The organism is Burkholderia sp. MSMB1826 (assembly GCF_001526325.1).
Taxonomy (GTDB): domain Bacteria; phylum Pseudomonadota; class Gammaproteobacteria; order Burkholderiales; family Burkholderiaceae; genus Burkholderia.
The window spans coordinates 720,172-741,690 of the sequence record NZ_LOYN01000022.1; the positions used below are offsets into that span (position 1 = coordinate 720,172).

Genomic DNA, 21,519 nt, shown 5'->3' on the forward strand with positions numbered 1-21,519 from the left:
GCCTGGCGGCCCGACGAGCCGGCGCGGGCGCCGGCCGGCAGGCCGTTCGCGCGCTGCCCGAGCCTTGCCGGCCCGTGGCGCCCGCGACCGGACCGGTTCGGCCGGGATCGTCCCGCGCCAATGGTAAAATGCCGGATTCCCTCCCCTCGCTCGACCCGGCCCCAAGGCCCGCCCGATCATGTCCGACACTCGTCCCGATACGCTTTTCGCCCTCACCGCGCTCTCGCCCATCGACGGCCGCTACGCCAGCAAGACCGAAGCGCTGCGCGACTGGCTCTCCGAAGCCGCCTTCATGCGCCACCGCGTCACCGTCGAGGTGCACTGGCTGATCGCGCTGTCGCGCGCCGGCTTCGCGGAAGTCCCGCGCTTCTCGGAAGCGTCCGAGCAGTTCCTGCTGCAGCTCGCCGAGCGCTTCACCGCGCACGACGCCGCGCGCATCAAGGAAATCGAGCGCGTGACGAACCACGACGTGAAGGCCGTCGAATACTGGCTGAAGGAATCGGTGAAGGGCCAGGCCGAACTCGAGAAGGCGAGCGAATTCATCCACTTCGCGTGCACGTCCGAGGACATCAACAACACGTCGCACGGGATGATGCTCGCCGGCGCACGCGAGCACGTGATCCTGCCGGCGCTGCGCACGGTCCACCAGCGCCTCGTCGCACTCGCGCACGCGCACGCCGAACAGCCGATGCTGTCGCGCACGCACGGCCAGCCGGCCAGCCCGACGACGCTCGGCAAGGAACTCGCGAACGTCGCCGCGCGCCTCGCCCGCGCGATCGCGCGCATCGAGAAGGTCGAGATCCTCGGCAAGATGAACGGCGCGGTCGGCAACTTCAACGCGCACCTGTCCGCGTATCCGGAATTCGACTGGGAAGCGTTCTCGCGCGACGTGATCGAGAACCGCCTGAAGCTCACGTTCAACCCGTACACGATCCAGATCGAGCCGCACGACTACATGGCCGAACTGTTCGACGCGGTCGCGCGCGCGAACACGATCCTGCTCGACCTCGATCGCGACGTGTGGGGCTACATCTCGGTCGGCTACTTCAAGCAGAAGACGAAGGCCGGCGAGATCGGCTCGTCGACGATGCCGCACAAGGTCAACCCGATCGACTTCGAGAACTCGGAAGGCAACCTCGGCCTCGCGAACGCGACGCTGCGCCACCTCGCCGACAAGCTGCCGGTGTCGCGCTGGCAGCGCGACCTGACCGACTCGACGGTGCTGCGCAACATGGGCGTCGCGCTCGGCTATTCGCTGCTCGCGTACGATTCGCTGATCCGCGGCCTCGACAAGCTCGAAGTGAACCCGCAGCGCCTGAACGAAGATCTCGACAACTGCTGGGAAGTGCTCGCCGAGCCGGTGCAGACGGTGATGCGCCGCTACGGCATCGAGAACCCGTACGAGCAGTTGAAGGAACTGACGCGCGGCAAGGGCATCACGCGCGAAGCGCTGCAGGAATTCGTCGGCACGCTCGCGATCCCGCAGGACGCGAAGGATCGCCTGCTCGCGATGACGCCGGCGTCGTACATCGGCAAGGCCGTCGAGCTCGCGAAGCGGATCGCGTAAGCAGCGCCTTCGCCGGACGGAAAAAAGCCCGATGCGAAGCGATTCGCATCGGGCTTTTTCTTTTTTCGCCGGTCGGAACGCGGTCGTCCGCCCGCGGTTCGGCGCGCTCATCACGCTCGTCGCCGCCTTCGCGGCGGGGATCGCGATCGGCGACAGTTGCGGGCCGGGCGGAATCTCGTGATGGTCGATGCCGGGATCGCGCAGCGCGCACGCACGGCCCGAGCGCCCACACGTCCGTAAACGACGCAGGCGCCCGTTGGGGCGCCTGCGTCATTGCTGCAATACGATTGCCGCGAACCGCGCTCAGTGCTGCTGCGCGAGGCCGAGTTTCACGATCACTTCGTCGACGATCTGTTCGGGCGTCAGGTCGATGCTGACCTCGATCGCTTCGTCCGGGCCCGGCTCCTCGAGCGTGTCGAGCTGGCTTTTCAGCAGCGACGGATCGAAGAAATGGCCGGTGCGGCTCTTCAGGCGCTCTTGCAACACCTCGAACGAGCCCTTCAGATACACGAACCGCACGTCGGTATCGGCGCCGCGCAGCACGTCGCGGTACGAGCGCTTCAGCGACGAGCACGTGAACACGGCCGTCTCGCCGGCGCGCTGCTTGTCCTCGATGGCCGCGCGAATCGTGCGCAGCCACGGCCAGCGGTCTTCATCGGTCAGCGGAATACCGTGGTGCATCTTTTCCTTGTTCGCCGCGCTGTGAAACGCGTCGCCATCGGTATAGCTGCACGACAGGCGTTCCGCCAGCATTTCGCCGATCAGCGACTTGCCCGCGCCCGACACGCCCATTGCGATCAGAATCATTGACTACCCCTTGTTACAGAACCATGCTCAGCAGCAACGTGAAGCTGAGACCGAGCACCGAGATGATGGTTTCAAGCAGCGACCAGGTCTTGAACGTCTGACCGACCGTCATCCCGAAGTATTCCTTGATCAGCCAGAAACCGCCGTCGTTCACGTGCGAGAAGATCAGCGAGCCCGAGCCGGTCGCGAGCACCAGCAGTTCCGGGCTGACCGCCGCGCCCGACGCCGCCGCGATCGGCGCGACGATGCCGCAGGCCGTCGTCATCGCGACCGTCGCCGAACCCGTCGCGAGACGCATCAGCGCCGCGACGAACCAGCCGAGCAGCAGCGGCGACAGGTGCGCATGCTTCGCGGTCTCGACGATCTGCTGCGAGATCCCGCTGTCGCGCAGGACGCCGCCGAAGCCGCCGCCCGCGCCGACGATCAGCGTGATGCCGGCGATCGGCGCCAGGCACTCGCCGCAGAACTTCTGGATCTGATCGCGGTTGAAGCCCTGCAGCTTGCCGAACGTGAAGAAGCTCACGAGCACGGCGATCAGCAGCGCGACGTCCGAGTTGCCGGCAAAGCGCAGCAGGTTGTTCGGCAGCGACTTCGGCGCGAACACCAGGTCGGCCCAGCTGCCGACGAGCATCAGCACGACGGGCAGCAGGATCGTGAACAGCGTGATGCCGAAGCTCGGCAGTTCGCGCTTGCGGCCATCCGCGTTCGAATCGACGAATTGCGATGCGAGCGGGTTGTTGTCCGGCAACTTCACGAACTTCGAGATCGTCAGCGCGAACAGCGGACCTGCGATGATCGCGGTCGGCACGCCGACGACCAGGCCGAATGCGATCGTCTTGCCGATATCGGCGCCGTATTGCTGGACGGCCAGCAGCGCGGCCGGGTGCGGCGGGATCAGCCCGTGCACGACCGACAGGCCGGCCACCATCGGCAGGCCGACGACGAGCAGCGACTTGCCGGTGCGCTTCGCGACGTTGAACGCGATCGGGATCAGCAGCACGAAGCCGACTTCGAAGAACACCGGCAGGCCGACGATGATCGCGACGAACATCATCGCCCAGTGGATGTTCTTTTCACCGAACCAGTCGATCAGCGTGGTCGCGATCCGCTCGGCGCCGCCCGATTCGGCCATCATCTTGCCGAGCATCGTGCCGAGGCCGACGACGATCGCAATGTGACCGAGCGTGCCGCCGGTGCCCGTTTCGAACGACTTGACGATCTTGTCCATCGGCATGCCGACGACGAGGCCGAGGCCGAGCGAAACGATGATCAGCACCAGGAACGGGTAGATCTTGTAGCGCGCGATCATCAGGATCAGCGCGGCAATCGCGATCAGCGTGAATACGAGCAGCATGCTGCCTTGGACGGCCCCCATGTGGCACTCCTCCTAGAATTGTTCGAACCGGGCGAGTCGTTGCGAGTATGCCCGGCTATGCAGGTCTCCGAAACACGGAGGTACCCCCCCGTCAGGACGCTGAATTTTACTTATCTTTGCGATCCGCGGATAGAACCGGTTCCATCAGCAAAAACCCTCGGTAAAACAAGCACTAAGCGCTCGTCTCCGAGGGTTGAACGGTCATCCGGTACAAGTCTTAACGGGGCAACTGGCTCGCCGCTTGCGCGAGACGCGTGACTTCGGCCCAATCCTGCGCGGCGAGCGCGGCCTTCGGCGTGAGCCACGAGCCGCCGACGCACACGACGTTCGGCAGCTTCAGGAAGTTCGGCGCGGTGTCGACCGTGATGCCGCCGGTCGGGCAGAACTTCAGTGCCGGGAACGGGCCGTGGAACGCCTGCAGCATCGGCACGCCGCCCGCCTGCTGCGCGGGGAAGAACTTCACGATCTCGTAGCCGAATTCGAGCGCCTGGATGATGTCGCTCGGCGTCATCACGCCCGGCAGCAGCGGCAAACCGGCGTCGAGCGACGCGAGATGCAGTTCCTTCGTCAGGCCCGGCGACACGCCGAATGTCGCGCCCGCGCGCTTCGCCTGCGCGCAATGCTCGGGTTTCGTGATCGTGCCGACGCCGACGACGATGTCGTCCGCGAGCTGGCTCGCGCGCTGGATCGCCTCCAGGCCCGCCGGCGTGCGCAGCGTGATCTCGAGCACCTTCACGCCGCCCGCGTGCAATGCCCGCGACACGTGTTCGCCCTGCTCGACCGAGTCGAATGCGAGCACCGGAATGACCGGGCCCAGCTTCACGATTTCAGCAATCGTCTTCATTGAATTGGCTCCTTGAAATTCATGCGGCGACGCTGACGGCCGTTTCGCCGACCAGCGCCCCGAAAACCGATGCGCCCTGCTCGGCCGGCGCCGCGGCCGCGCGGAACACGCCGAACAGTTCGCGTCCGAACCCGACTTCGTTCTCGGCCTGGTGCTGCGGCTGCGCGACCGGGCGCGCGTGCCACTCGGCGTCGTCGATCTCGATGTCGAGCACGCCGGCTTCCGCGTCGATCACGAGCGTATCGCCCGTCTTCACCTTGCCGATCGGGCCGGCCAGCAGCGCTTCCGGCGACACGTGGATCACCGCCGGCACCTTGCCCGACGCGCCCGACATGCGCCCGTCCGTCACCAGCGCGACATGGAAGCCCTGATCCTGCAGCACGCCGAGCAGCGGCGTCAAACGGTGCAGCTCGGGCATGCCGTTCGCGCGCGCACCCTGGAAGCGCACGACCGCGACGAAATCGCGCTTCAGTTCGCCGCGATCGAACGCTTCCTGCACGGCCTCCTGCGAGTCGAACACGATCGCGGGCGCCGTCACCTTGCGGTGCTCCGGCGCGACCGCCGAGATCTTGATCACGCCGCGGCCGAGCCGGCCCTGCATCAGGCGCAGGCCGCCGTCCGGCTGGAACGGGTCGCGAATGCCGCGCAGCACCTTCGTGTCGTGGCTCTCGGCCGCGCCGTCGACCCACGTCAGCTTGCCGTCGATCAGCTTCGGCTCCTTCGTGTAGTGCGACAGGCCCTTGCCCGCGACCGTCGTCACGTCCTCGTGCAGCAGCCCGCCTTCGAGCAGGTTGCGTACCAGGAACGCGACGCCGCCCGCCGCATGGAAGTGGTTCACGTCGGCCTTGCCGTTCGGGTAGATCTTCGCGAGCAGCGGCACGACGGCCGACAGCTCGTCGAAGTCGTTCCAGTCGATCAGGATGCCGGCCGCGCGCGCGATCGCGACGAGGTGCAGCGTGTGGTTGGTCGAGCCGCCCGTCGCGAGCAGCGCGACGATCCCGTTGACGATCGCCTTTTCGTCGATCACGTGGCCGATCGGCGTGTAGTGGCCGCGCTCGACGGTCAGGTCGAGCACGCGGCGCGCGGCCTCGGCCGTCAGCGCGGTGCGCAGCGGCGTATGCGGGTGAACGAAGGCCGAGCCCGGCAGGTGCAGCCCCATCAGCTCCATCAGCATCTGGTTGCTGTTCGCGGTGCCGTAGAACGTGCAGGTGCCGTGGCCGTGATACGCGGCCGATTCGGCTTCGAGCAGCGCGTCGCGGCCGACCTGGCCGGTCGCGAACTGCTGGCGGATCTTCGCCTTGTCGTCGTTCGACAGGCCGCTCGTCATCGGGCCGGCCGGCACGAAGATCGTCGGCAGGTGGCCGAACTGCAGCGCGCCGATCAGCAGGCCCGGCACGATCTTGTCGCAGATGCCGAGGCAGAGCGCCGCATCGAACATGTTGTGCGTGAGCGCGATCGCCGTGCCCATCGCGATCGCCTCGCGCGAGAACAGCGACAGCTCCATCCCCGGGTTGCCCTGCGTGACGCCGTCGCACATCGCCGGCACGCCGCCGGCGAACTGCGCGACCCCGCCGTTTTCGCGCGCGGCGGCCTTGATGATCTCGGGGAAATCCTTGTACGGCGCGTGCGCGGACAGCATCTCGTTGTACGAGGACACGATGCCGATGTTCGGCTCGCGGATCGCCTTGATCGCGAACTTGTCGTTGCCCTCGAGGCCCGCGAAGCCGTGCGCGAGGTTCGCGCACGACAGCGCGCCGCGCGCCGGGAACTTGCCTTGCGCGCCGTCGATGCGCTGCAGATAGGCGGAACGGGTCGATTGGCTGCGGGCGATCACGCGTTCGGTGACCTTCGCCAGAGTGGGGTGCAGCGACGTCATGCTGGGCGCTCCTGTATGCCGGCCGACACCGGCGGTTGGAATCGTGGGGACGGTCGAGCTTCGTCGATCGAACGAAGGCAGTCTAGTAGAAAAACTACAAGCATGCAATGCGGATCGATTCACTCGCAACCGTTATTCCCGCCACCAGCAAGGGTTTAATCAGTGAAAACCCTAATCTCCTCTGCCGATCCCGCGCCGAAACCGTCGCGGCCGGGCTAGTATTTTCATGTAGATTTTCTACAATTCGATTGCGATACACTCGCTCATCCGAACCCGATTTCCGTCCGCCGTCCCATGCTGCCCCGCATTGAAGCGATCCGCGCCGAGTTGCGCCCGTCCGAGCGCAAGCTCGCCGACTACATTCTCGCCGCGCCGCGCGAGGTGCTCGACCTCGCGATGACCGAGCTGTCGACCCGTGCGGGCGTCAGCCAGCCGACGATCGCGCGCTTCTGCCAGGCGCTCGGCTGCAGCGGCTTTCGCGAATTCAAGATCCGGCTCGCGCAGAGCGTGGCGCCGGGCGTGTCGTCGGTGTACCGCGACGTCGAGCCCGACGAACCGGCGCCCGGCATCATCGGCAAGGTGTTCGACCGCACGATCGGCGCGCTGATCGAAGTGCGCAACAGCCTGTCCGCCGGCAGCGTCGCCGACGCGATCGCGCTGCTGTCGAACGCGTCGCGCATCGAGTTCTACGGCGCCGGCGGCTCGGGCATCGCCGCGCAGGACATCCAGCACAAGTTTTTCCGGCTCGGCGTGCCGAGCGTCGCGTATTCGGATCCGCACACGTTCTCGATGTCGTCGGCGCTGCTCGGGCCGCACGACGTCGTCGTCGCGATCTCGAACACCGGCCGCACGCGCGACATCGTCGACGCCGCGCGCTCCGCGCTCGCGTGCGGCGCGAAGGTCGTCGCGATCACGCAGAGCCATTCGCCGCTCGCGAAACTGGCGACGGTCAGCCTCGCGTCGAACGTCGCCGAGGAAACGGACGTGTTCTCGCCGATGACGTCGCGGATGTCGCATCTCGCGATCGGCGACATTCTCGCGGTCGGTGTCGCGCTGTCGCGCGGGCCGGCGCTGATGGAGCGCGTCGGCCGCGCGAAGGAAGCGATCACGCGGCGCCGGATCGACGACGCGAAGGATTGAGCCGGCGACGCACGGAACCGCCCGTCAACGAACAACGGCGCCCCGAGGGGCGCCGTTGCGCATGATTCGACGGCGACGTCACCGCCGGCCGCGCCGCTCAGAACGGCTTGATCACCACCAGCGCGACCGCCGCGAGCATGCCGAGCACCGGCAGTTCGTTGAACACGCGATACCACTTGTCGGTGCGGCGGTTCTCGCCGCGCTCGAACACCCGCAGCAGGTGCCCGCAATACGCGTGGTAGATCACGAGCAGCAGCACCACCGTCACCTTCGCATGGATCCAGCCCTGCCCCTGCCCGATGCCGATCGCGAGCCAGAGCCACAGCCCGCACGCCAGCGCCGGCACCGCGATCATCGTCATGAAGCGGAACAGCTTGCGCGCCATCAAGAGCAGACGCCGCACCGCGGCCGGATCGGTCTCCATGGCCAGGTTCACGTAGATGCGCGGCAGATAGAAGAGCCCCGCGAACCACGCGGCGATCAGAACGATATGGAACGTCTTGACCCAGAGCATTGCCATTGGTGATGCGCCTCGTTGTTGACTTACTGACGGCCTTCGCCGTGCCCGAGCACCACGTATTTCAGCGACGTCAGCCCTTCCAGGCCGACGGGGCCGCGTGCGTGCAGCTTGTCGTTCGAGATGCCGATTTCCGCGCCGAGGCCGAATTCGAAACCGTCCGCGAAGCGCGTCGACGCGTTGACCATCACGCTCGCCGAATCGACTTCGCGCAGGAACCGCATCGCGCGGTCGTGATCCTCGGTGACGATCGCATCGGTGTGATGCGAGCCGTAGTGGTTGATGTGCTCGATCGCGGCGTCGAGCCCGTCGACGACCTTGATCGCGAGCACCGGCGCGAGATACTCGGTGTGCCAGTCTTCTTCGGTCGCGTCGACGAGCGGGCCGACGCCCGCGTCCGCCAGCACCGCGCGCGCGGCCGCGTCGACGCGCAGTTCGACCTGCTTGTCGCGATACAGCTTGCCGAGCGGCGGCAGCAGCGTCGCGGCGATGCCGCCCGACACGAGCAGCGTCTCCATCGTGTTGCAGGTGCCGTAGCGGTGCGTTTTCGCGTTGTCGCAGACGGTCAGCGCCTTCGCGAGATCGGCGCGGTCGTCGACATACACGTGGCAGATGCCGTCGAGGTGCTTGATCATCGGCACGCGGGCCTCGTTGATCAGCCGTTCGATCAGGCTCTTGCCGCCGCGCGGCACGATCACGTCGACGTATTCGGTCATCGTGATCAGCTTGCCGACCGCCGCGCGATCGGCCGTCGCGACGACCTGCACCGCGTCCTGCGGCAGCCCGGCCGCCTCGAGCCCTTCGCCGATCAGCTTCGCGAGCGCCGCGTTCGACTCGAGCGCTTCCGAGCCGCCGCGCAGGATCGTCGCGTTGCCCGACTTCAGGCACAGCGCGGCCGCGTCGATCGTCACGTTCGGGCGCGATTCGTAAATGATGCCGATCACGCCGAGCGGCACGCGCATCTGGCCGACCTGGATCCCGCTCGGGCGGAACTTGAGGTTGCCGATCTCGCCGATCGGATCGGCGAGCGACGCGACCTGACGCAGCCCTTCGACCATCGTCTTCAACGCCTTGTCCGACAGCGTCAGGCGGTCGACGAACGCCGCATCGAGCCCCTTTTCGCGGGCGCGGGCGACGTCGCGCGCATTCGCCTCCTTCAGCGCCTGCGCGTCGCGTTCGATCGCGCGGGCCACGGCGTCGAGCGCCGCGTTCTTCGCGGCCGTGCTGGCGCGCGCCATCGCGCGGGAAGCGTGCCGGGCGCGACGGCCCAGGTCGGTCATGTACTGATCGATATCCATCGTGTGACTCGAGAAGCGAGCCGCGCGGAGCGGCATGAATTCGTGGGGAAGCAGGGGCCGGCCTTCCGGGGGCCGGCCATCCGGGGGACGACCATCCGGGTGCGACGGTCCGCAGGACAGCCATCCGTGCAGGGCGGCGGCCGACAGGCCGCTGCCCGCCATCGAAGCATTGTAAGCGGGTTGCGCAGCGCGCGCTGAAGGCCCGGAAGGGACTTAGCGTCGCACGCGACCCGCGGTCGGCGGTCGCTCGCCGCGCTCGCCCGCGACCGTCATCGCGAGCTGGAACAGCCCGTCCCACGGGTCGGGCGGCGGTTCGTCCTGCGTGCGGCGGCCGGGCGTGACGGCCGTGAGCCCCTTGACCTGCCGGTCGAGCTTCGCGGCGAACGCGAGCGCCTTTTCGAGCACCGCTTCCGACACGCGGTTCAGCGCGGGCGCGATCAACCGCTCGCGCGGCCCCCACACGCGGTTCTCGCGCAGCAGCGTCGCGAGCGGCTTGCCGGCCGTCGTGCCGCGCTTGATCCGCAGCAGCGTGCGCAGTTCCTCGACGACGGCCCACATCACGAGCACGATCGCCTCGCCCTCGCCCTTCAGCCCGTCGATCATCCGCGCGAGCCGCGCGGCGTCGCCGGCGAGCATCGCTTCGTTCAGCTTGAACACGTCGTAACGCGCGACGTTCAGCACCGCGTCGTGCACCTGCTCGAACGACAGCACGCCCTGCGGATACAGCAGCCCGAGTTTCTGGATTTCCTGGTGCGCGGCGAGCAGGTTGCCCTCGACGCGCTCCGCGATGAACTGCAGCGCGCGGCGCCCGTCGTCGCCGGGCGCGACGCGCTGGCCCTGCATCGCCAGACGCTGGCCGATCCAGTTCGGCAGCTGCGCGCGGTCGACCGGATCGATCTTCAGCGCGACACCGCCGTTCTGCAGGGCGGTAAACCAGGCGGATTTCTGCGTGGCCGCGTCGAGGCGCGGCAACGTGACGAGCATCAGCGCGTCCGGATTGGGCGTGGCGGCGAGCGTCTTCAGCGCATCGGCGCCTTCCTTGCCGGGCTTGCCCGACGGAATGCGCAGCTCGATCAACTGGCGTTCGCCGAACAGCGACATCGCCTGGGTCGCGCCGAGCAGCACGCTCCAGTCGAAGCCGCGCTCGACCGTATGCACCGAACGCTCGGTGAAGCCGGCCGCGCGCGCGGCCGCACGAATGCGGTCGCACGCTTCCTGCGCGAGCAGCGGCTCGTCGCCGTAGACGGTATAGAGCCCGGCCAACCCCTTCGCGAGGTGCGGCTCCAGCGCATCAAGTCGCAATTGCATCGCTGCGTGCGCCCGCGATCAGAGCGGCGGCGGCGGCAGCGGCGCGCGCGGCGCCACGCCCGGCACCACGTCTTCCGGCGCCGGCGTCAGCGAGTGGACGATCGCGAGACGCCGCATCAGTTGATCGACCGCGTCGTTCTGCATGTCGCCGTACAGGATGTCGGCTTCCTGCGCCTTCGCGTTCGTGTACTGGTCGCTGTACGTCATCGCGCGGTTCAGCGCGATCGCGCTCGGCGGGATCAGCACGGTGCCGTCCTTGCTCGTCAGCGTGTAGTTCAGCGTGTAGAACAGCGCGTATTCCTGCGCGGAGCCGTACTTGTTGAGCGTCAGCGTGTTCTGGCCACGCGACTCCCACATGCGCAGCACGGCGTCGGCGTCGTCCGGCGACTTGACGATCTTCGTGTCGCTGCCGGCCTGGACGAGGCGCGTGAGCCGCGCCTCGACGGGCGCCGGCGCACCGGCCACGAACAGGTGCTTGAACGCGTAGTCCTGCTGGCCGCGCAACTGGAAGCCGCATGCCGACAGCACGACCGCGCTGCCGACGAGCATCAAAAACGATCTGCGGATCACCTTCGCTCCTTCTGGGTACGTCCGACGGCGGCGGCCGTCAGACGACGATGTTCACGAGGCGGCCCGGCACGACGACGATCTTCTTCGCCGGCTTGCCGTCGCTGAATTTCGCGAATGCCTCGTCGGCCACCGCCGCCGCTTCGATCGCGTCGCGGCTCGCGTCCTTCGCGACCTTCAGCGCACCGCGCACCTTGCCGTTCACCTGCAGCACGAGTTCGATCTCGGCCTGCTCGAGCGCGGCCTCGTCGACCTTCGGCCACGGCGCATCGAGCAGCGGGCCGAATTCGTCCGCGTAGCCGAGCGCCTTCCACAGCTCGAACGTGACGTGCGGCACGACCGGATACAGCACGCGCAGCAGCACGCCGTACGTCTCGCGCAGCACGGCGGGCGTCGCGCCCTTCGCGCCGTCGATCGCGTTCAGCATCTTCATCGCGGCCGACACGACCGTGTTGTACTGCAGGCGCTGGTAGTCGAAATCGGCCTGCTTCAGCACGCCGTAGATTTCGCGGCGCAGCGCCTTGTCGGTGTCGCCGAGCGCCGCGGCGTCGAAGCCCGTGCGCGCGGCGAGCGCTTCGCGGTTCGCGTAGCCGAAGCTCCACACGCGGCGCAGGAAGCGGCTCGCACCCTCGACGCCCGCGCCCGACCATTCGAGCTGCTGCTCGGGCGGCGCCGCGAACATCGTGAACAGGCGCGCGGTATCGGCGCCGTACTGGTCGATCAGCAGTTGCGGATCGACGCCGTTGTTCTTCGACTTCGACATCTTTTCGATGCCGCCGAGCACGACCGGCTGGCCGTCCGCATTCAGCGTCGCGCCGACCGGGCGGCCCTTGTCGTCGTGCGTGACCGTCACGTCGAGCGGGTTGTACCAGGTCTTCTTGCCCGCTGCGTCTTCGCGGTAGTACGTCTCGTTCAGCACCATCCCCTGCGTGAGCAGGTTCTTCGCCGGCTCGCCGAACTTCACGAGGCCGAGGTCGCGCATCACCTTGGTCCAGAAGCGCGAATACAGCAGGTGCAGGATCGCATGCTCGATGCCGCCGATGTACTGATCCATCGGCATCCAGTAATCGGTGCGCGCGTCGACCATCGTCTCGGCGTCCGGCGCCGTGTAGCGCGAGAAGTACCACGACGAATCGACGAAGGTGTCCATCGTGTCGGTTTCGCGCTTCGCGGCCGCGCCGCACTTCGGGCACGTGCAGTTCAGGAACGCTTCCGACTTCGCGAGCGGATTGCCCGAGCCGTCCGGCACGAGGTCTTCCGGCAGCACGACCGGCAGATCCTGCTCCGGCACCGGCACGTCGCCGCACGACGGGCAGTGGATGATCGGGATCGGCGTGCCCCAGTAGCGCTGGCGCGACACGCCCCAGTCGCGCAGGCGCCACGTGACCTGCTTGTCGCCGAAGCCGCCGGCCTTCAGGTCGGCGGCGACCGCGTCGACCGCTTCCGTGTAGCGCAGGCCGTCGTACTTGCCGCTGTTCACGCAGACCGCGGTTTCCTTGTCGCCGTACCACTCCTGCCATGCGTCGAGCGAGTACGTCTGCCCTTCGCTCGCGATCACCTGCTTGATCGGCAGACCGTATTTCTTCGCGAACGCGAAATCGCGCTCGTCGTGGCCCGGCACGCCCATCACCGCGCCTTCGCCATAGCTCATCAGCACGTAGTTGCCGATCCACACCTCGACCGGCTCGCCGGTCAGCGGGTGCTTGACCGAGAAGCCGGTCGCGACGCCCTTCTTCTCCATCGTCGCGACGTCGGCCTCGGCGACGCCGCCGCGCTTGCATTCGTCGATGAACGCGAGCAGCTCCGGCTTGTCCTGCGCGAGGCGCGTGGCGAGCGGGTGCTCGGCCGCGATCGCGCAGAACGTGACGCCCATGATCGTGTCGGCGCGCGTCGTGAACACGCGCAGCAGCTTCTGCTCGCCGTCGAGTTCGTACGGGAAGCCGAAGTTCACGCCGAAGCTCTTGCCGATCCAGTTCTGCTGCATGATCTTCACGCGCTCGGGCCAGCCGAGGCCGTCGAGGTCGTTCAGCAGCTCATCCGCGTACTGCGTGATCCGCAGGTAGTACATCGGGATCTCGCGCTTCTCGACGAGCGCGCCCGAGCGCCAGCCGCGGCCGTCGATCACCTGCTCGTTCGCGAGCACGGTCTGGTCGACCGGGTCCCAGTTCACGGTGCCCGTCTTCTTGTACGCGATGCCCTTCTCGAGCATCTTCAGGAACAGCCACTGGTTCCACTTGTAGTAGTCGGGCTTGCACGTCGCGATCTCGCGCGACCAGTCGATCGCGAGGCCCATCGACTGCATCTGGCCCTTCATGTAGTCGATGTTGTCGTAGGTCCACTTCGCGGGCGGCACGCCGTTGGCCATCGCGGCGTTCTCGGCCGGCATCCCGAACGCATCCCAGCCCATCGGCATCAGCGTGTTGTAGCCGTTCATCCGCAGATAGCGGTACATCACGTCGTTGATCGTGTAGTTGCGCACGTGACCCATGTGCAGCTTGCCGGACGGGTACGGCAGCATCGATACGCAATAGAACTTCGGCTTCTGCGAATCTTCCTTCGTCTTGTAGGCATCGGCTGCGCGCCAGTCGCCCTGGGCGGCGGCTTCGACGTCGGCGGGTACGTATCTCTCGTGCATGGTGTGGTTCGGGCTAGGCTTTAGGCGGCGCGACGGCGCGCGCAGGATTGGATCGAAATCGTGCGTGCCCGGCACAGGAACGGGCTGACCGGTTCCGGGCCGGGAAAAACGTCGATTATACCGCCCGTGCGGGCCCGCACGGCCGGTCTCGCGGGCCAGCGGCCGCAACTGCGACGGATCAGGGTTTCGCGCCGGCGGCGCCGGCCGGCGGCACGTCGGTCACGAAGCCGATCCGCGTGAGGCCCGCGGCCTGCGCGGCGCCCATCACCTGCGCGATCACGTCGTAGCGCGTCGCGCGCGACGCGCGCAGCCGCAGCTCCGGCGGTGCCGCGCCCGCGGCCGCCGCCTTGAAGCGCGCGGGCAGCGCGTCGAGCGCGACGGGCGTGTCGTCCCAGTACAGCTTGCCGGCATCGTCGATCGACAGCGTGACCGACTGCGGCGTGTCGCGCGCGACGCTCGCCGCGACCTTCGGCAGGTCGAGCCGGATCGCGTGCGTCATCAGCGGCGCGGTGATGATGAAGATGACGAGCAGCACGAGCATCACGTCGATCAGCGGCGTCATGTTGATCTCCGCCATCGGCGCGGACGTCTTGTGATGCTCCAGTCCGCCGAATGCCATGATCGTTCCTCCGGAGCCGGCGCGTCAGGCGCCCTGTGCGCACACGAACACGTGCAGATCGCGCGCGAAGCCGTCGAGTTCCTCGGCGAGCTGCCGGACGAGCCGGCCGAGGATGTTGTACGCGAGCACCGCGGGAATCGCGACGACCAGCCCGAACGCGGTCATGATCAGCGCCTCGCCGACCGGCCCCGCGACGTTCTCGATCTGCGCCTGCCCGCTCGCGGCGATGCTGCCGAGCGCGTGATAGATGCCCCACACGGTGCCGAGCAGCCCGACGAACGGCGCGGTGCTGCCGATCGACGCGAGCAGCACCTGGCCGAATTCGAGGCGCCGCTGCGAGCGCAGCATCGCATGACGCAACGCGCGCAGCACGCGCTCGCCGTGCTCGACGCGCGCGGCCAGCGCGGTGGGGTCGTGGTCGGCGGCCGCGTCGCGCGCGGCTTCGGCGAGCGGCACGAATACGCGCTCGCGATCGGCGCCGGCGAGCGCGGCGATCCCCGCGTCGAGCGACGGCGCGCGCCAGAACGCGGCAAGCGCGCGCGGCCCCTGCCGCTTCGCGCGGACCAGCAGCCAGGCTTTCATGAGGAGGAAGCACCAGCTGGCGACGGACATCGCCAGCAGCACATAGGAGACGGCGTGCGTGATCGCATCGCCGCTTTCGAGGTAGTGGACAACGCCGGTGGGAATCGCCATCGGAGTTTCCTCGCGGGGTCAGCGCAGGCCGAGCACGTCCTGCATGTCGAACAGGCCGGCGCCGCGCGCCGACAGGAACCGGACCGCACGCAACGCGCCCTGCGCGTACGACACGCGGCTCGACGACTTGTGCGTGATCTCGATGCGCTCGCCGATCCCGGCGAACAGCACGGTGTGGTCGCCGACGATGTCGCCGCCGCGCACCGCGGCAAAGCCGATCGACGACGGATCGCGCTCGCCCGTCACGCCGTGGCGGCCGTACACCGCGCAATCGTCGAGCGAGCGGCCGAGCGCGCCGGCGACGGCCTCGCCCATCATCAGCGCGGTGCCCGACGGCGCGTCGACCTTGTGGCGATGATGCGCCTCGATGATCTCGATGTCGTAGCCGTGCGAGAAATGCTTCGCCGCGAATTCGAGCAGCTTCAGCGTGACGTTCACGCCGACGCTCATGTTCGCCGCGAACACGATGCCGAGCTTGGCCGCAGCGGCCTGCAGCTCGGTCTTCTGCTCGGCGGTGAAGCCGGTCGTGCCGATCACGAGCTTCACGTCGTGGCGCAGCGCGGCCTCGATGTGGGCCATCGTGCCTTCCGGCCGCGTGAAATCGATCAGGTAGTCGGCCTGCGCGAACACGGCGTCGAGGTCGTCGGTCAGCTTGACGCCGGTGTCCTTGCCGAGGAACGCACCGGCGTCCTGGCCGAGGAACGGCGAACCGGCGCGGTCGAGCGCGCCGACGAGCTGCGCGTCGGCGTCGTTGAGTACGGCTTCGATCAGCATCCGGCCCATTCGGCCCGATGCGCCGGCAATCGCAATCTTCATGGCTTTCTACACGACAGGTCTAAAGGCGGGCGGCGCATGCCGCCCCGTTTCCGCACGCCGGCCGCTTACTGGGCCGGTGCGGTGAGCGGCTGGTTCTGCAGGTTGTCCGAGCCTTGCGGACCGACCGGCGGCGACGCCTCGTTCGACACGTTCGGCTGCGGCGGACGATGGAACTGGAACTGCGGCTGGATCGCCGGCGCGGCGCCCGGCGGCTGGCCGCCCGGCACCGGCGCGCCGCCCGAGGCCTGTGCGGCCGGCGTGAAGCGGCGCGAACCCGAACCCTGACCCGACACCTGGTTGGTCGCGCGGTTCGCCGCGCGCGCCGCCTGGGCGTTCGCATCCTGGTCGACCGCCGCGGCGGACGCCGGCACCGTGGCCGGGCTGGCGGCCGGGTTCGCGGCAGCGGCAGCCTCCGCGGCGCTCGCGGCGGCGGCTTCGGACGCCTTCTTCGCCGCGGCAGCGGCCTTCGCCTTCTTGCCGCCGCGGTCGCCGTCGATGTCGGCCAGCAGGTCGAGCTCGGACGGCAGGTTGTCGGCGCCGGTCCAGCTCGCCACGCGATCGCCCGAGAAATTGACCACGAGGTCGCGCTGCTGGACGATCGACGTCGAGCCGCGCTTGAAGTAGAAAAGGTAATCCCAGCGATCCGCGTGGAACATGTCCGCCAGCAGCGGCGTGCCGAGCAGCGCGCGGACCTGCTCGCGCGTCATCCCGACCTGCAACTGTGCGGCCTTCTCCTGCGACACGAAGTTGCCTTGCACGACGGTGATCCGATACGGCGTGATGCTCTGCGCAATGCGCTGCGTCACGCTGTCGTACGACGAACAACCCGCCAGCGCGACAACGGCGGCGGCAGCGATGATGGCACTCCGCATGCGACTCCTCTGAAAGTGCGAAAGCGATTCTGGGATCATTTCCTTCACCGTGCTGGCCCGCGTGCAGGCCGCGCGTATATCTGGAACGGCGAAAAGCCGGTAACATTGAAGCCCTGCATTGTACTCTAGGGATGCCTAGCCATGACCAATCCGACGGATCTCAAGAATATCGGGCTAAAGGCCACCCTACCGCGCCTCAAGATTCTCGAGATCTTCCAGCAGAGCCCCGTGCGCCACCTGACGGCCGAAGACGTCTACCGCAACCTGCTCAACGAGCAGCTCGACATCGGGCTCGCGACCGTCTACCGCGTGCTCACGCAGTTCGAGCAGGCCGGCCTGCTCACGCGCAGCAACTTCGAATCCGGCAAGGCGGTGTTCGAGCTGAACGAAGGTTCGCACCACGACCACCTCGTGTGCCTCGATTGCGGCCGCGTCGAGGAATTCTTCGACGCCGAGATCGAGAGCCGCCAGCAGGCGATCGCGAAGGAGCGCGGCTTCCGGCTCCAGGAGCATTCGCTCGCGATGTACGGCTCGTGCACGACCGAGAACTGCCCGCACCGCAAGCACTGACTCGCGCCACCGGCGCACGCAGCACGGCCCGGCCGGCATCCCGCCGCCCGGGCCGTCTGCTTTTTTGGGCGAGCGTGCCGCGCGCCCGGGATGCTTACGAAAGCCCTTCGACGCCCGCGCAGGCCGACTCGAAATCGAGCGCCCACGGACGCTCCAGCGGAATCTCGTCGCAGTTCGGCTGCGGGCCGCCGCGATCGACGATCACGAAATCGCTGACCGCGTCGAGCGCGAGCAGCGGATGGTGCCAGACACCCTTCGCATAATTGACGCCCTGCCAGCCTTCGGCCAGGAACGCGCGCATCGCGTCGGGTCGGAATTCGCCGGCCGGCGCGACGACGATCGCGTAGCGCGACACCGCCGCGAGCGGGATGAACGCCTGGCTGCCGTGCGGGTGACGCTCCATCAGCGTGACCGCGACCGGCAGCGCACGCGGCTGCGCGCGAAACACGCTGACAAGCGGCCGGCCGCCGTCCGCGCACACGTCGATCGTCGCGAGATCGTGAAAGCGCTCGGTCGTGCCGCCGTTGATCGGGAAATGCCGCGCGCCTTCGAGCGCGATCACGTCGCCGAACGGCGCGAACGCTTCGCGAGTCAGGCGCTCGACGCGCAGGATGGGAGTGCCGCTCATGCCGCTGCCCTCCTTCAAGCCGGCTCGCCCCACAGACGCAGGCGCGACACGCCGCCGTCCGGGAAGATGTTGAACCGCACGTGCGTGACGGGGCCGAGCGCGGCGAGCGAGTCGAACGTGTGCACGCGATCCATCTGCAGCTTCTGCTCGCCGAGCAGTTCGGCCCAGAACATCGCCTGCGTGACGATCGAATCGTCGGTGCCGCCCGTCACGTGCGCGGCCTGCAGCGAGCAGCGGTCGGGGAAATTGCCCTTGAAGAACGCCGTATCGACCTCGACGCGCCGGATGATGCCCGGCCGCGCGAGCGCGACGATCGCCCAGTCGTTGCCGGGCTCGCGCCGGCGCCGCGTTTCCCAGCCGTCGCCCATGTTCGCGCCGCGCCCCGGCATCAGCATCTGCGAGGCCGGGCCGAAGTGCTGGTTGTTCGCGGCCACCAGATAGCCGCCGTTCTCGATCGCCGCGAGATCGACGAGCTCGCCGGCCGGCACGCGGCGCCAGTCGCGCTGCGGCTGGCCGTACACGCGCAGCCGCGCGAGCCCGCCGTCCGGATACAGGTTCACGCGCAGATGCGTGACCGGCTGCGCATCGTCGACGCTCACGTAGTGATGCGCATTGCCCTGCAGCGTCGTCGCGGGGACGATCGTGCGCCATTCAGCGTCGTCCGGCGGCGTGTCGCCGTCCACCGCGCAGGCCTCGATCGACGCGGCCGGCGGGAAGTTGCCGGTGAAGTGGCTCGTATCGAGATCGACGCCGTGGATCACGCCCGGCCGCGCGAGCCGGACCACGCAGAAGTCGTGGCCGGTCGTACGCTTGCGGCGGGTTTCCCAGCCGTCCATCCACTTGCCGTGGTCGTCGTACTTGCCGGGAATGAACACGGCCGGCTCGGGATTCAGCATGCGCTCCTTCGGCGCGAAGAATTCGTCGCTGGCGAAGAGCGCCTGCGCACCCAGGCGCGGGTCGGCGAGGTTCATGTAGCGCCGCGTGAAGGCCGGCGCGTTCGGATCGAGGATGGGGGCTGCCATGTCGTCTCCATTTTTTTGACAAGCGCCGGCGCATCGGCGCGCCGGTCGCATGAAGTTCGGTCGCGCGGTGCGGCCGGGGAAGCCGCGCCGCGCGAGCGGCGTGTTCAGAGCGCGTGAGCCTGGTCGCCGGCGACCGGTGCGGCGCCGCCCGGCGCATCGGCCACGTAGCGCAGCTCGCGGTTCAGCACGCGCTTCGCGCGGGCCCGATCGATGTCGTTCTCCCACACGGCGACCACCACCGTCGCGACGCAGTTGCCGATCAGGTTGGTCAACGCGCGGGCGATGCCGACGAACCAGTCGACCGGCAGGATCAGCACGAGGCCGAGCACCGGAATCGCGGGAATCGCCGACAGCGTCGCCGCGAGAATCACGATCGCCGAGCCGGGGATGCCGTGCGCGCCCTTCGACGTGACGAGCGACACGAGCAGCACGACGATCAGGTCGTGCGTGGACAGCGGCGTGTTGGTGGCCTGCGCGATGAACAGCACCGCGAGCGTCAGGTAGATCGAGAAGCCGTCGAGGTTGAACGAATAGCCGGTCGGAATCACGAGGCCGACGGTCGAATCCTTGATGCCCATGTATTCGAGCTTGCTCATCACCTGCGGCAACACGGCGTCCGACGACGCCGTGCCGAGCACGATCGACAGTTCCTCGCGCAGATAGCGGATCAGCTTGAACACGGAGAAGCCCGCGAGCCGCATCACCGCGCCGAGCACGACCGTGACGAACACGAAGCAGCTCAGGTAGAACACCGCGACCAGGTAGCCGAGCTGCTTGAGCGACGCGACGCCGTACTTGCCGGTCGTGAACGCGATCGCGCCGAGCACGCCGAGCGGCGCGAGCTTGATGATGAAGCCGATGATCCGGAAGAACACGTGCGACAGCTCCTCGATCAGCGAATTGACGCGCTGCGCCTTGTCGCCGAGCAGCGACAGCGCGGAGCCGAACAGCACCGCGAACACCAGGATCTGCAGGATGTCGCCCTTCGCGAACGCGTCGATCGCCGTCTCGGGGATGATCTTCATCAGGTAGCCGGCCGTGTCCTTCAGGCTTTCGGCGTTCTTCGCGTACGTCGACAGCGACGCCGCGTCGAGCGAGCGCAGGTCGATGTTCATCCCGACGCCGGGGCGCGTGACCCAGGCAAGGACGAGCCCGATGCCGAGCGCGAGCGTCGTCATCACCTCGAAGTAGACGACCGCCTTCAGGCCGACCCGGCCGACCTTCTTCAAGTCGCCCGCATTGGCCATGCCGCTGACCACGACGCAGAACACGATCGGGCCGATGACCATCTTGATGAGCTTCAGGAAGCCGTCGCCGAGCGGACGCAGCGACTCGGCGAAGTGCGGGAAGAACGCGCCGAGCGCGACCCCCAGGATTAATGCGACGACTACCCGGCCAAACAGCGAATTGAGGAATTTCGACACGGCGCTCTCCCGATCCAACGGTTGCAGTTTCGTCTGTTCATACTGGTAAGACCAGTGATGTTATGGGGGATAGTAGGAAGCCGATATAGTGGCGTCAAGGACGAACAAAATAGGGATTTCCCGCCCCCGCGCACGGGCTTGCGGCACCCTGGAAAGGGGCGGATCGTGGCTTTCCCGTAGGCGGTCGTGCACCTCTCGCGGGCGGATTACAATGCCGGTCAGACCGGCCATCGTTCACACCATGAAAAATGTTCCGCATACCGTGACCGACACCGCCATCGCGACGATCCGCGACCGGATCGAGACAGGCGTGTACCCGGTCGGCAGCCTGCTGCCGGCCCAGCGCCAGCTCTCCGAGGAGCTGGAAATCAGCCGCGCGTCGCTGCGCGAGGCACTGTCGACGCTCGAGGCGCTCGGGATGCTGCGCATCCGCGCGGGCAAGGGCGTGTACGTCGAAAGCGCGCAGGCGTCGGCCGCGCATCCGTGGCAATTCGCCGAGCAGTCGTCGCCGCCCGACACCTACCAGATGCGCTATGCGCTCGAAGGCTTCGCCGCGCGGATGGCCGCGCGCGTGGTCAGCGACGACGACATCGCGTGGTTCGAGGACAACCTCGCCGACCTGCACGTCGCGCTGACGGAGAACGCACTCGAAGAAGCCTCGCGGCTCGACTTCGACTTCCACATGCGGATCATCCATCTGGCCGGCAACGCGGCGATCGAGTCCATCCTGCGCAGCAGCGCGGACATCATGAAGGAAAGCCAGCGCATGCCGTTCTATCGTCGCGAACTGCTGCTGTCGACGTGGCACGAGCACCGCGCGATCGTCGACGCGCTGATCGCGCGCGATGCGACCACCGCCGGCATCGCGATCGAAACGCACATCGCGAACGCCGCGCAGCGCGCGGGCGTGTTCTTCCCGACGCCCGGCGCGTAATTCCCCC

General features: G+C 67.8%; 20 protein-coding genes. 4 read left to right on the plus strand and 16 right to left on the minus strand.

Features of this window, described 5'->3' with window-relative positions:
• Nucleotides 1-178: 178 nt before the first annotated feature.
• Nucleotides 179-1,567 (plus strand): adenylosuccinate lyase, encoded by a 1,389-nt coding sequence (purB, locus tag WS95_RS15510; RefSeq protein WP_059500983.1) that lies wholly within the window; start codon nucleotides 179-181, stop codon nucleotides 1,565-1,567.
• A gap of 303 nt (nucleotides 1,568-1,870) precedes the next feature.
• Here purB and WS95_RS15515 read toward each other — a convergent pair whose 3' ends face one another.
• The 4 genes from WS95_RS15515 to edd all read right to left on the minus strand — a co-directional run bounded on the left by WS95_RS15515 (nucleotide 1,871) and on the right by edd (nucleotide 6,469).
• Nucleotides 1,871-2,374 (minus strand): gluconokinase, encoded by a 504-nt coding sequence (locus tag WS95_RS15515; protein WP_034206408.1) that lies wholly within the window; start codon nucleotides 2,372-2,374, stop codon nucleotides 1,871-1,873.
• A gap of 13 nt (nucleotides 2,375-2,387) precedes the next feature.
• The gene (locus WS95_RS15520; protein ID WP_034206407.1) at nucleotides 2,388-3,749 is read right to left on the minus strand and encodes a GntP family permease; all 1,362 of its coding nucleotides are present in this window, start codon (nucleotides 3,747-3,749) and stop codon (nucleotides 2,388-2,390) included.
• 217 nt (nucleotides 3,750-3,966) lie between these two features.
• A complete protein-coding gene (gene eda / locus WS95_RS15525; RefSeq protein WP_034206406.1) occupies nucleotides 3,967-4,593 on the minus strand; it encodes a bifunctional 4-hydroxy-2-oxoglutarate aldolase/2-dehydro-3-deoxy-phosphogluconate aldolase in 627 nt (208 codons plus the stop codon).
• A 19-nt stretch (nucleotides 4,594-4,612) separates the two neighbouring features.
• Nucleotides 4,613-6,469 (minus strand): phosphogluconate dehydratase, encoded by a 1,857-nt coding sequence (edd, locus tag WS95_RS15530; RefSeq protein ID WP_034206405.1) that lies wholly within the window; start codon nucleotides 6,467-6,469, stop codon nucleotides 4,613-4,615.
• A 294-nt stretch (nucleotides 6,470-6,763) separates the two neighbouring features.
• Between edd and WS95_RS15535 the strand changes: the two genes are divergently transcribed.
• A complete protein-coding gene (locus tag WS95_RS15535; protein WP_034206404.1) occupies nucleotides 6,764-7,609 on the plus strand; it encodes a MurR/RpiR family transcriptional regulator in 846 nt (281 codons plus the stop codon).
• 97 nt (nucleotides 7,610-7,706) lie between these two features.
• On the opposite strand, the gene WS95_RS15540 is transcribed toward WS95_RS15535, so the two are convergent.
• The 9 genes from WS95_RS15540 to WS95_RS15580 form a co-directional block, all read right to left on the minus strand.
• Nucleotides 7,707-8,129, minus strand: a complete 423-nt coding sequence (locus tag WS95_RS15540; RefSeq protein WP_095211718.1) for a CopD family protein — start codon at nucleotides 8,127-8,129, stop codon at nucleotides 7,707-7,709.
• Between the two features lie 23 nt (nucleotides 8,130-8,152).
• Entirely contained in the window at nucleotides 8,153-9,424 is a 1,272-nt protein-coding gene (locus WS95_RS15545) for a glutamate-5-semialdehyde dehydrogenase (RefSeq protein WP_059824526.1), read from the minus strand.
• Between the two features lie 213 nt (nucleotides 9,425-9,637).
• On the minus strand, nucleotides 9,638-10,732 hold the full coding sequence (holA, locus tag WS95_RS15550) for a DNA polymerase III subunit delta (protein WP_059824528.1): 1,095 nt from the start codon (nucleotides 10,730-10,732) through the stop codon (nucleotides 9,638-9,640).
• Between the two features lie 18 nt (nucleotides 10,733-10,750).
• Nucleotides 10,751-11,302 carry an LPS-assembly lipoprotein LptE gene (locus WS95_RS15555; RefSeq protein WP_059824530.1) on the minus strand — a complete coding sequence of 184 codons (552 nt, stop codon included), beginning with the start codon at nucleotides 11,300-11,302 and terminating at the stop codon, nucleotides 10,751-10,753.
• Nucleotides 11,303-11,339: 37 nt separating this feature from the next.
• Nucleotides 11,340-13,934, minus strand: coding sequence for a leucine--tRNA ligase (leuS, locus tag WS95_RS15560; RefSeq protein WP_059824531.1), 2,595 nt, complete (start codon nucleotides 13,932-13,934; stop codon nucleotides 11,340-11,342).
• A gap of 178 nt (nucleotides 13,935-14,112) precedes the next feature.
• Nucleotides 14,113-14,553: an ExbD/TolR family protein gene (locus WS95_RS15565; protein WP_034206399.1), complete on the minus strand. Its 441-nt coding sequence runs from the start codon at nucleotides 14,551-14,553 to the stop codon at nucleotides 14,113-14,115.
• A gap of 24 nt (nucleotides 14,554-14,577) precedes the next feature.
• The gene (locus WS95_RS15570) at nucleotides 14,578-15,246 is read right to left on the minus strand and encodes a MotA/TolQ/ExbB proton channel family protein (RefSeq protein WP_059824533.1); all 669 of its coding nucleotides are present in this window, start codon (nucleotides 15,244-15,246) and stop codon (nucleotides 14,578-14,580) included.
• Nucleotides 15,247-15,264: 18 nt separating this feature from the next.
• Nucleotides 15,265-16,062, minus strand: a complete 798-nt coding sequence (dapB, locus tag WS95_RS15575) for a 4-hydroxy-tetrahydrodipicolinate reductase (RefSeq protein ID WP_059824534.1) — start codon at nucleotides 16,060-16,062, stop codon at nucleotides 15,265-15,267.
• Between the two features lie 65 nt (nucleotides 16,063-16,127).
• Nucleotides 16,128-16,934, minus strand: coding sequence for an outer membrane protein assembly factor BamE (locus WS95_RS15580; RefSeq protein WP_059779177.1), 807 nt, complete (start codon nucleotides 16,932-16,934; stop codon nucleotides 16,128-16,130).
• Between the two features lie 141 nt (nucleotides 16,935-17,075).
• Here WS95_RS15580 and fur point away from each other — a divergent pair, with 141 nt between their 5' ends.
• On the plus strand, nucleotides 17,076-17,504 hold the full coding sequence (fur, locus tag WS95_RS15585; protein WP_006753314.1) for a ferric iron uptake transcriptional regulator: 429 nt from the start codon (nucleotides 17,076-17,078) through the stop codon (nucleotides 17,502-17,504).
• Nucleotides 17,505-17,598: 94 nt separating this feature from the next.
• Here the strand turns inward: fur and WS95_RS15590 are convergent, their stop codons facing one another.
• The 3 genes from WS95_RS15590 to WS95_RS15600 form a co-directional block, all read right to left on the minus strand.
• Nucleotides 17,599-18,132, minus strand: a complete 534-nt coding sequence (locus WS95_RS15590; RefSeq protein WP_034206395.1) for an ureidoglycolate lyase — start codon at nucleotides 18,130-18,132, stop codon at nucleotides 17,599-17,601.
• A 14-nt stretch (nucleotides 18,133-18,146) separates the two neighbouring features.
• Nucleotides 18,147-19,154, minus strand: a complete 1,008-nt coding sequence (alc, locus tag WS95_RS15595; RefSeq protein WP_059824536.1) for an allantoicase — start codon at nucleotides 19,152-19,154, stop codon at nucleotides 18,147-18,149.
• A 104-nt stretch (nucleotides 19,155-19,258) separates the two neighbouring features.
• Nucleotides 19,259-20,578: a C4-dicarboxylate transporter DctA gene (locus WS95_RS15600; RefSeq protein WP_059779776.1), complete on the minus strand. Its 1,320-nt coding sequence runs from the start codon at nucleotides 20,576-20,578 to the stop codon at nucleotides 19,259-19,261.
• 211 nt (nucleotides 20,579-20,789) lie between these two features.
• On the opposite strand from WS95_RS15600, the gene WS95_RS15605 reads away from it, so the two are divergent.
• Nucleotides 20,790-21,512 carry a FadR/GntR family transcriptional regulator gene (locus WS95_RS15605; protein ID WP_179950198.1) on the plus strand — a complete coding sequence of 241 codons (723 nt, stop codon included), beginning with the start codon at nucleotides 20,790-20,792 and terminating at the stop codon, nucleotides 21,510-21,512.
• The last annotated feature ends 7 nt before the right edge of the window (nucleotides 21,513-21,519 follow it).

Coding starts and splice junctions, on each gene's coding strand:
- alc (WP_059824536.1), bottom strand. CDS start 19,154: ATGGCAGCCCCCATCCTCGATCCGAACGCGCCGGCCTTCACGCGGCGC.
- holA (WP_059824528.1), bottom strand. CDS start 10,732: ATGCAATTGCGACTTGATGCGCTGGAGCCGCACCTCGCGAAGGGGTTG.
- WS95_RS15515 (WP_034206408.1), bottom strand. CDS start 2,374: ATGATTCTGATCGCAATGGGCGTGTCGGGCGCGGGCAAGTCGCTGATC.
- leuS (WP_059824531.1), bottom strand. CDS start 13,934: ATGCACGAGAGATACGTACCCGCCGACGTCGAAGCCGCCGCCCAGGGC.
- purB (WP_059500983.1), top strand. CDS start 179: ATGTCCGACACTCGTCCCGATACGCTTTTCGCCCTCACCGCGCTCTCG.
- WS95_RS15535 (WP_034206404.1), top strand. CDS start 6,764: ATGCTGCCCCGCATTGAAGCGATCCGCGCCGAGTTGCGCCCGTCCGAG.
- edd (WP_034206405.1), bottom strand. CDS start 6,469: ATGACGTCGCTGCACCCCACTCTGGCGAAGGTCACCGAACGCGTGATC.
- WS95_RS15590 (WP_034206395.1), bottom strand. CDS start 18,132: ATGAGCGGCACTCCCATCCTGCGCGTCGAGCGCCTGACTCGCGAAGCG.
- eda (WP_034206406.1), bottom strand. CDS start 4,593: ATGAAGACGATTGCTGAAATCGTGAAGCTGGGCCCGGTCATTCCGGTG.
- WS95_RS15605 (WP_179950198.1), top strand. CDS start 20,790: ATGCCGGTCAGACCGGCCATCGTTCACACCATGAAAAATGTTCCGCAT.
- dapB (WP_059824534.1), bottom strand. CDS start 16,062: ATGAAGATTGCGATTGCCGGCGCATCGGGCCGAATGGGCCGGATGCTG.
- WS95_RS15580 (WP_059779177.1), bottom strand. CDS start 16,934: ATGCGGAGTGCCATCATCGCTGCCGCCGCCGTTGTCGCGCTGGCGGGT.
- WS95_RS15545 (WP_059824526.1), bottom strand. CDS start 9,424: ATGGATATCGATCAGTACATGACCGACCTGGGCCGTCGCGCCCGGCAC.
- WS95_RS15520 (WP_034206407.1), bottom strand. CDS start 3,749: ATGGGGGCCGTCCAAGGCAGCATGCTGCTCGTATTCACGCTGATCGCG.
- WS95_RS15570 (WP_059824533.1), bottom strand. CDS start 15,246: ATGGCGATTCCCACCGGCGTTGTCCACTACCTCGAAAGCGGCGATGCG.
- fur (WP_006753314.1), top strand. CDS start 17,076: ATGACCAATCCGACGGATCTCAAGAATATCGGGCTAAAGGCCACCCTA.
- WS95_RS15565 (WP_034206399.1), bottom strand. CDS start 14,553: ATGGCATTCGGCGGACTGGAGCATCACAAGACGTCCGCGCCGATGGCG.
- WS95_RS15540 (WP_095211718.1), bottom strand. CDS start 8,129: ATGGCAATGCTCTGGGTCAAGACGTTCCATATCGTTCTGATCGCCGCG.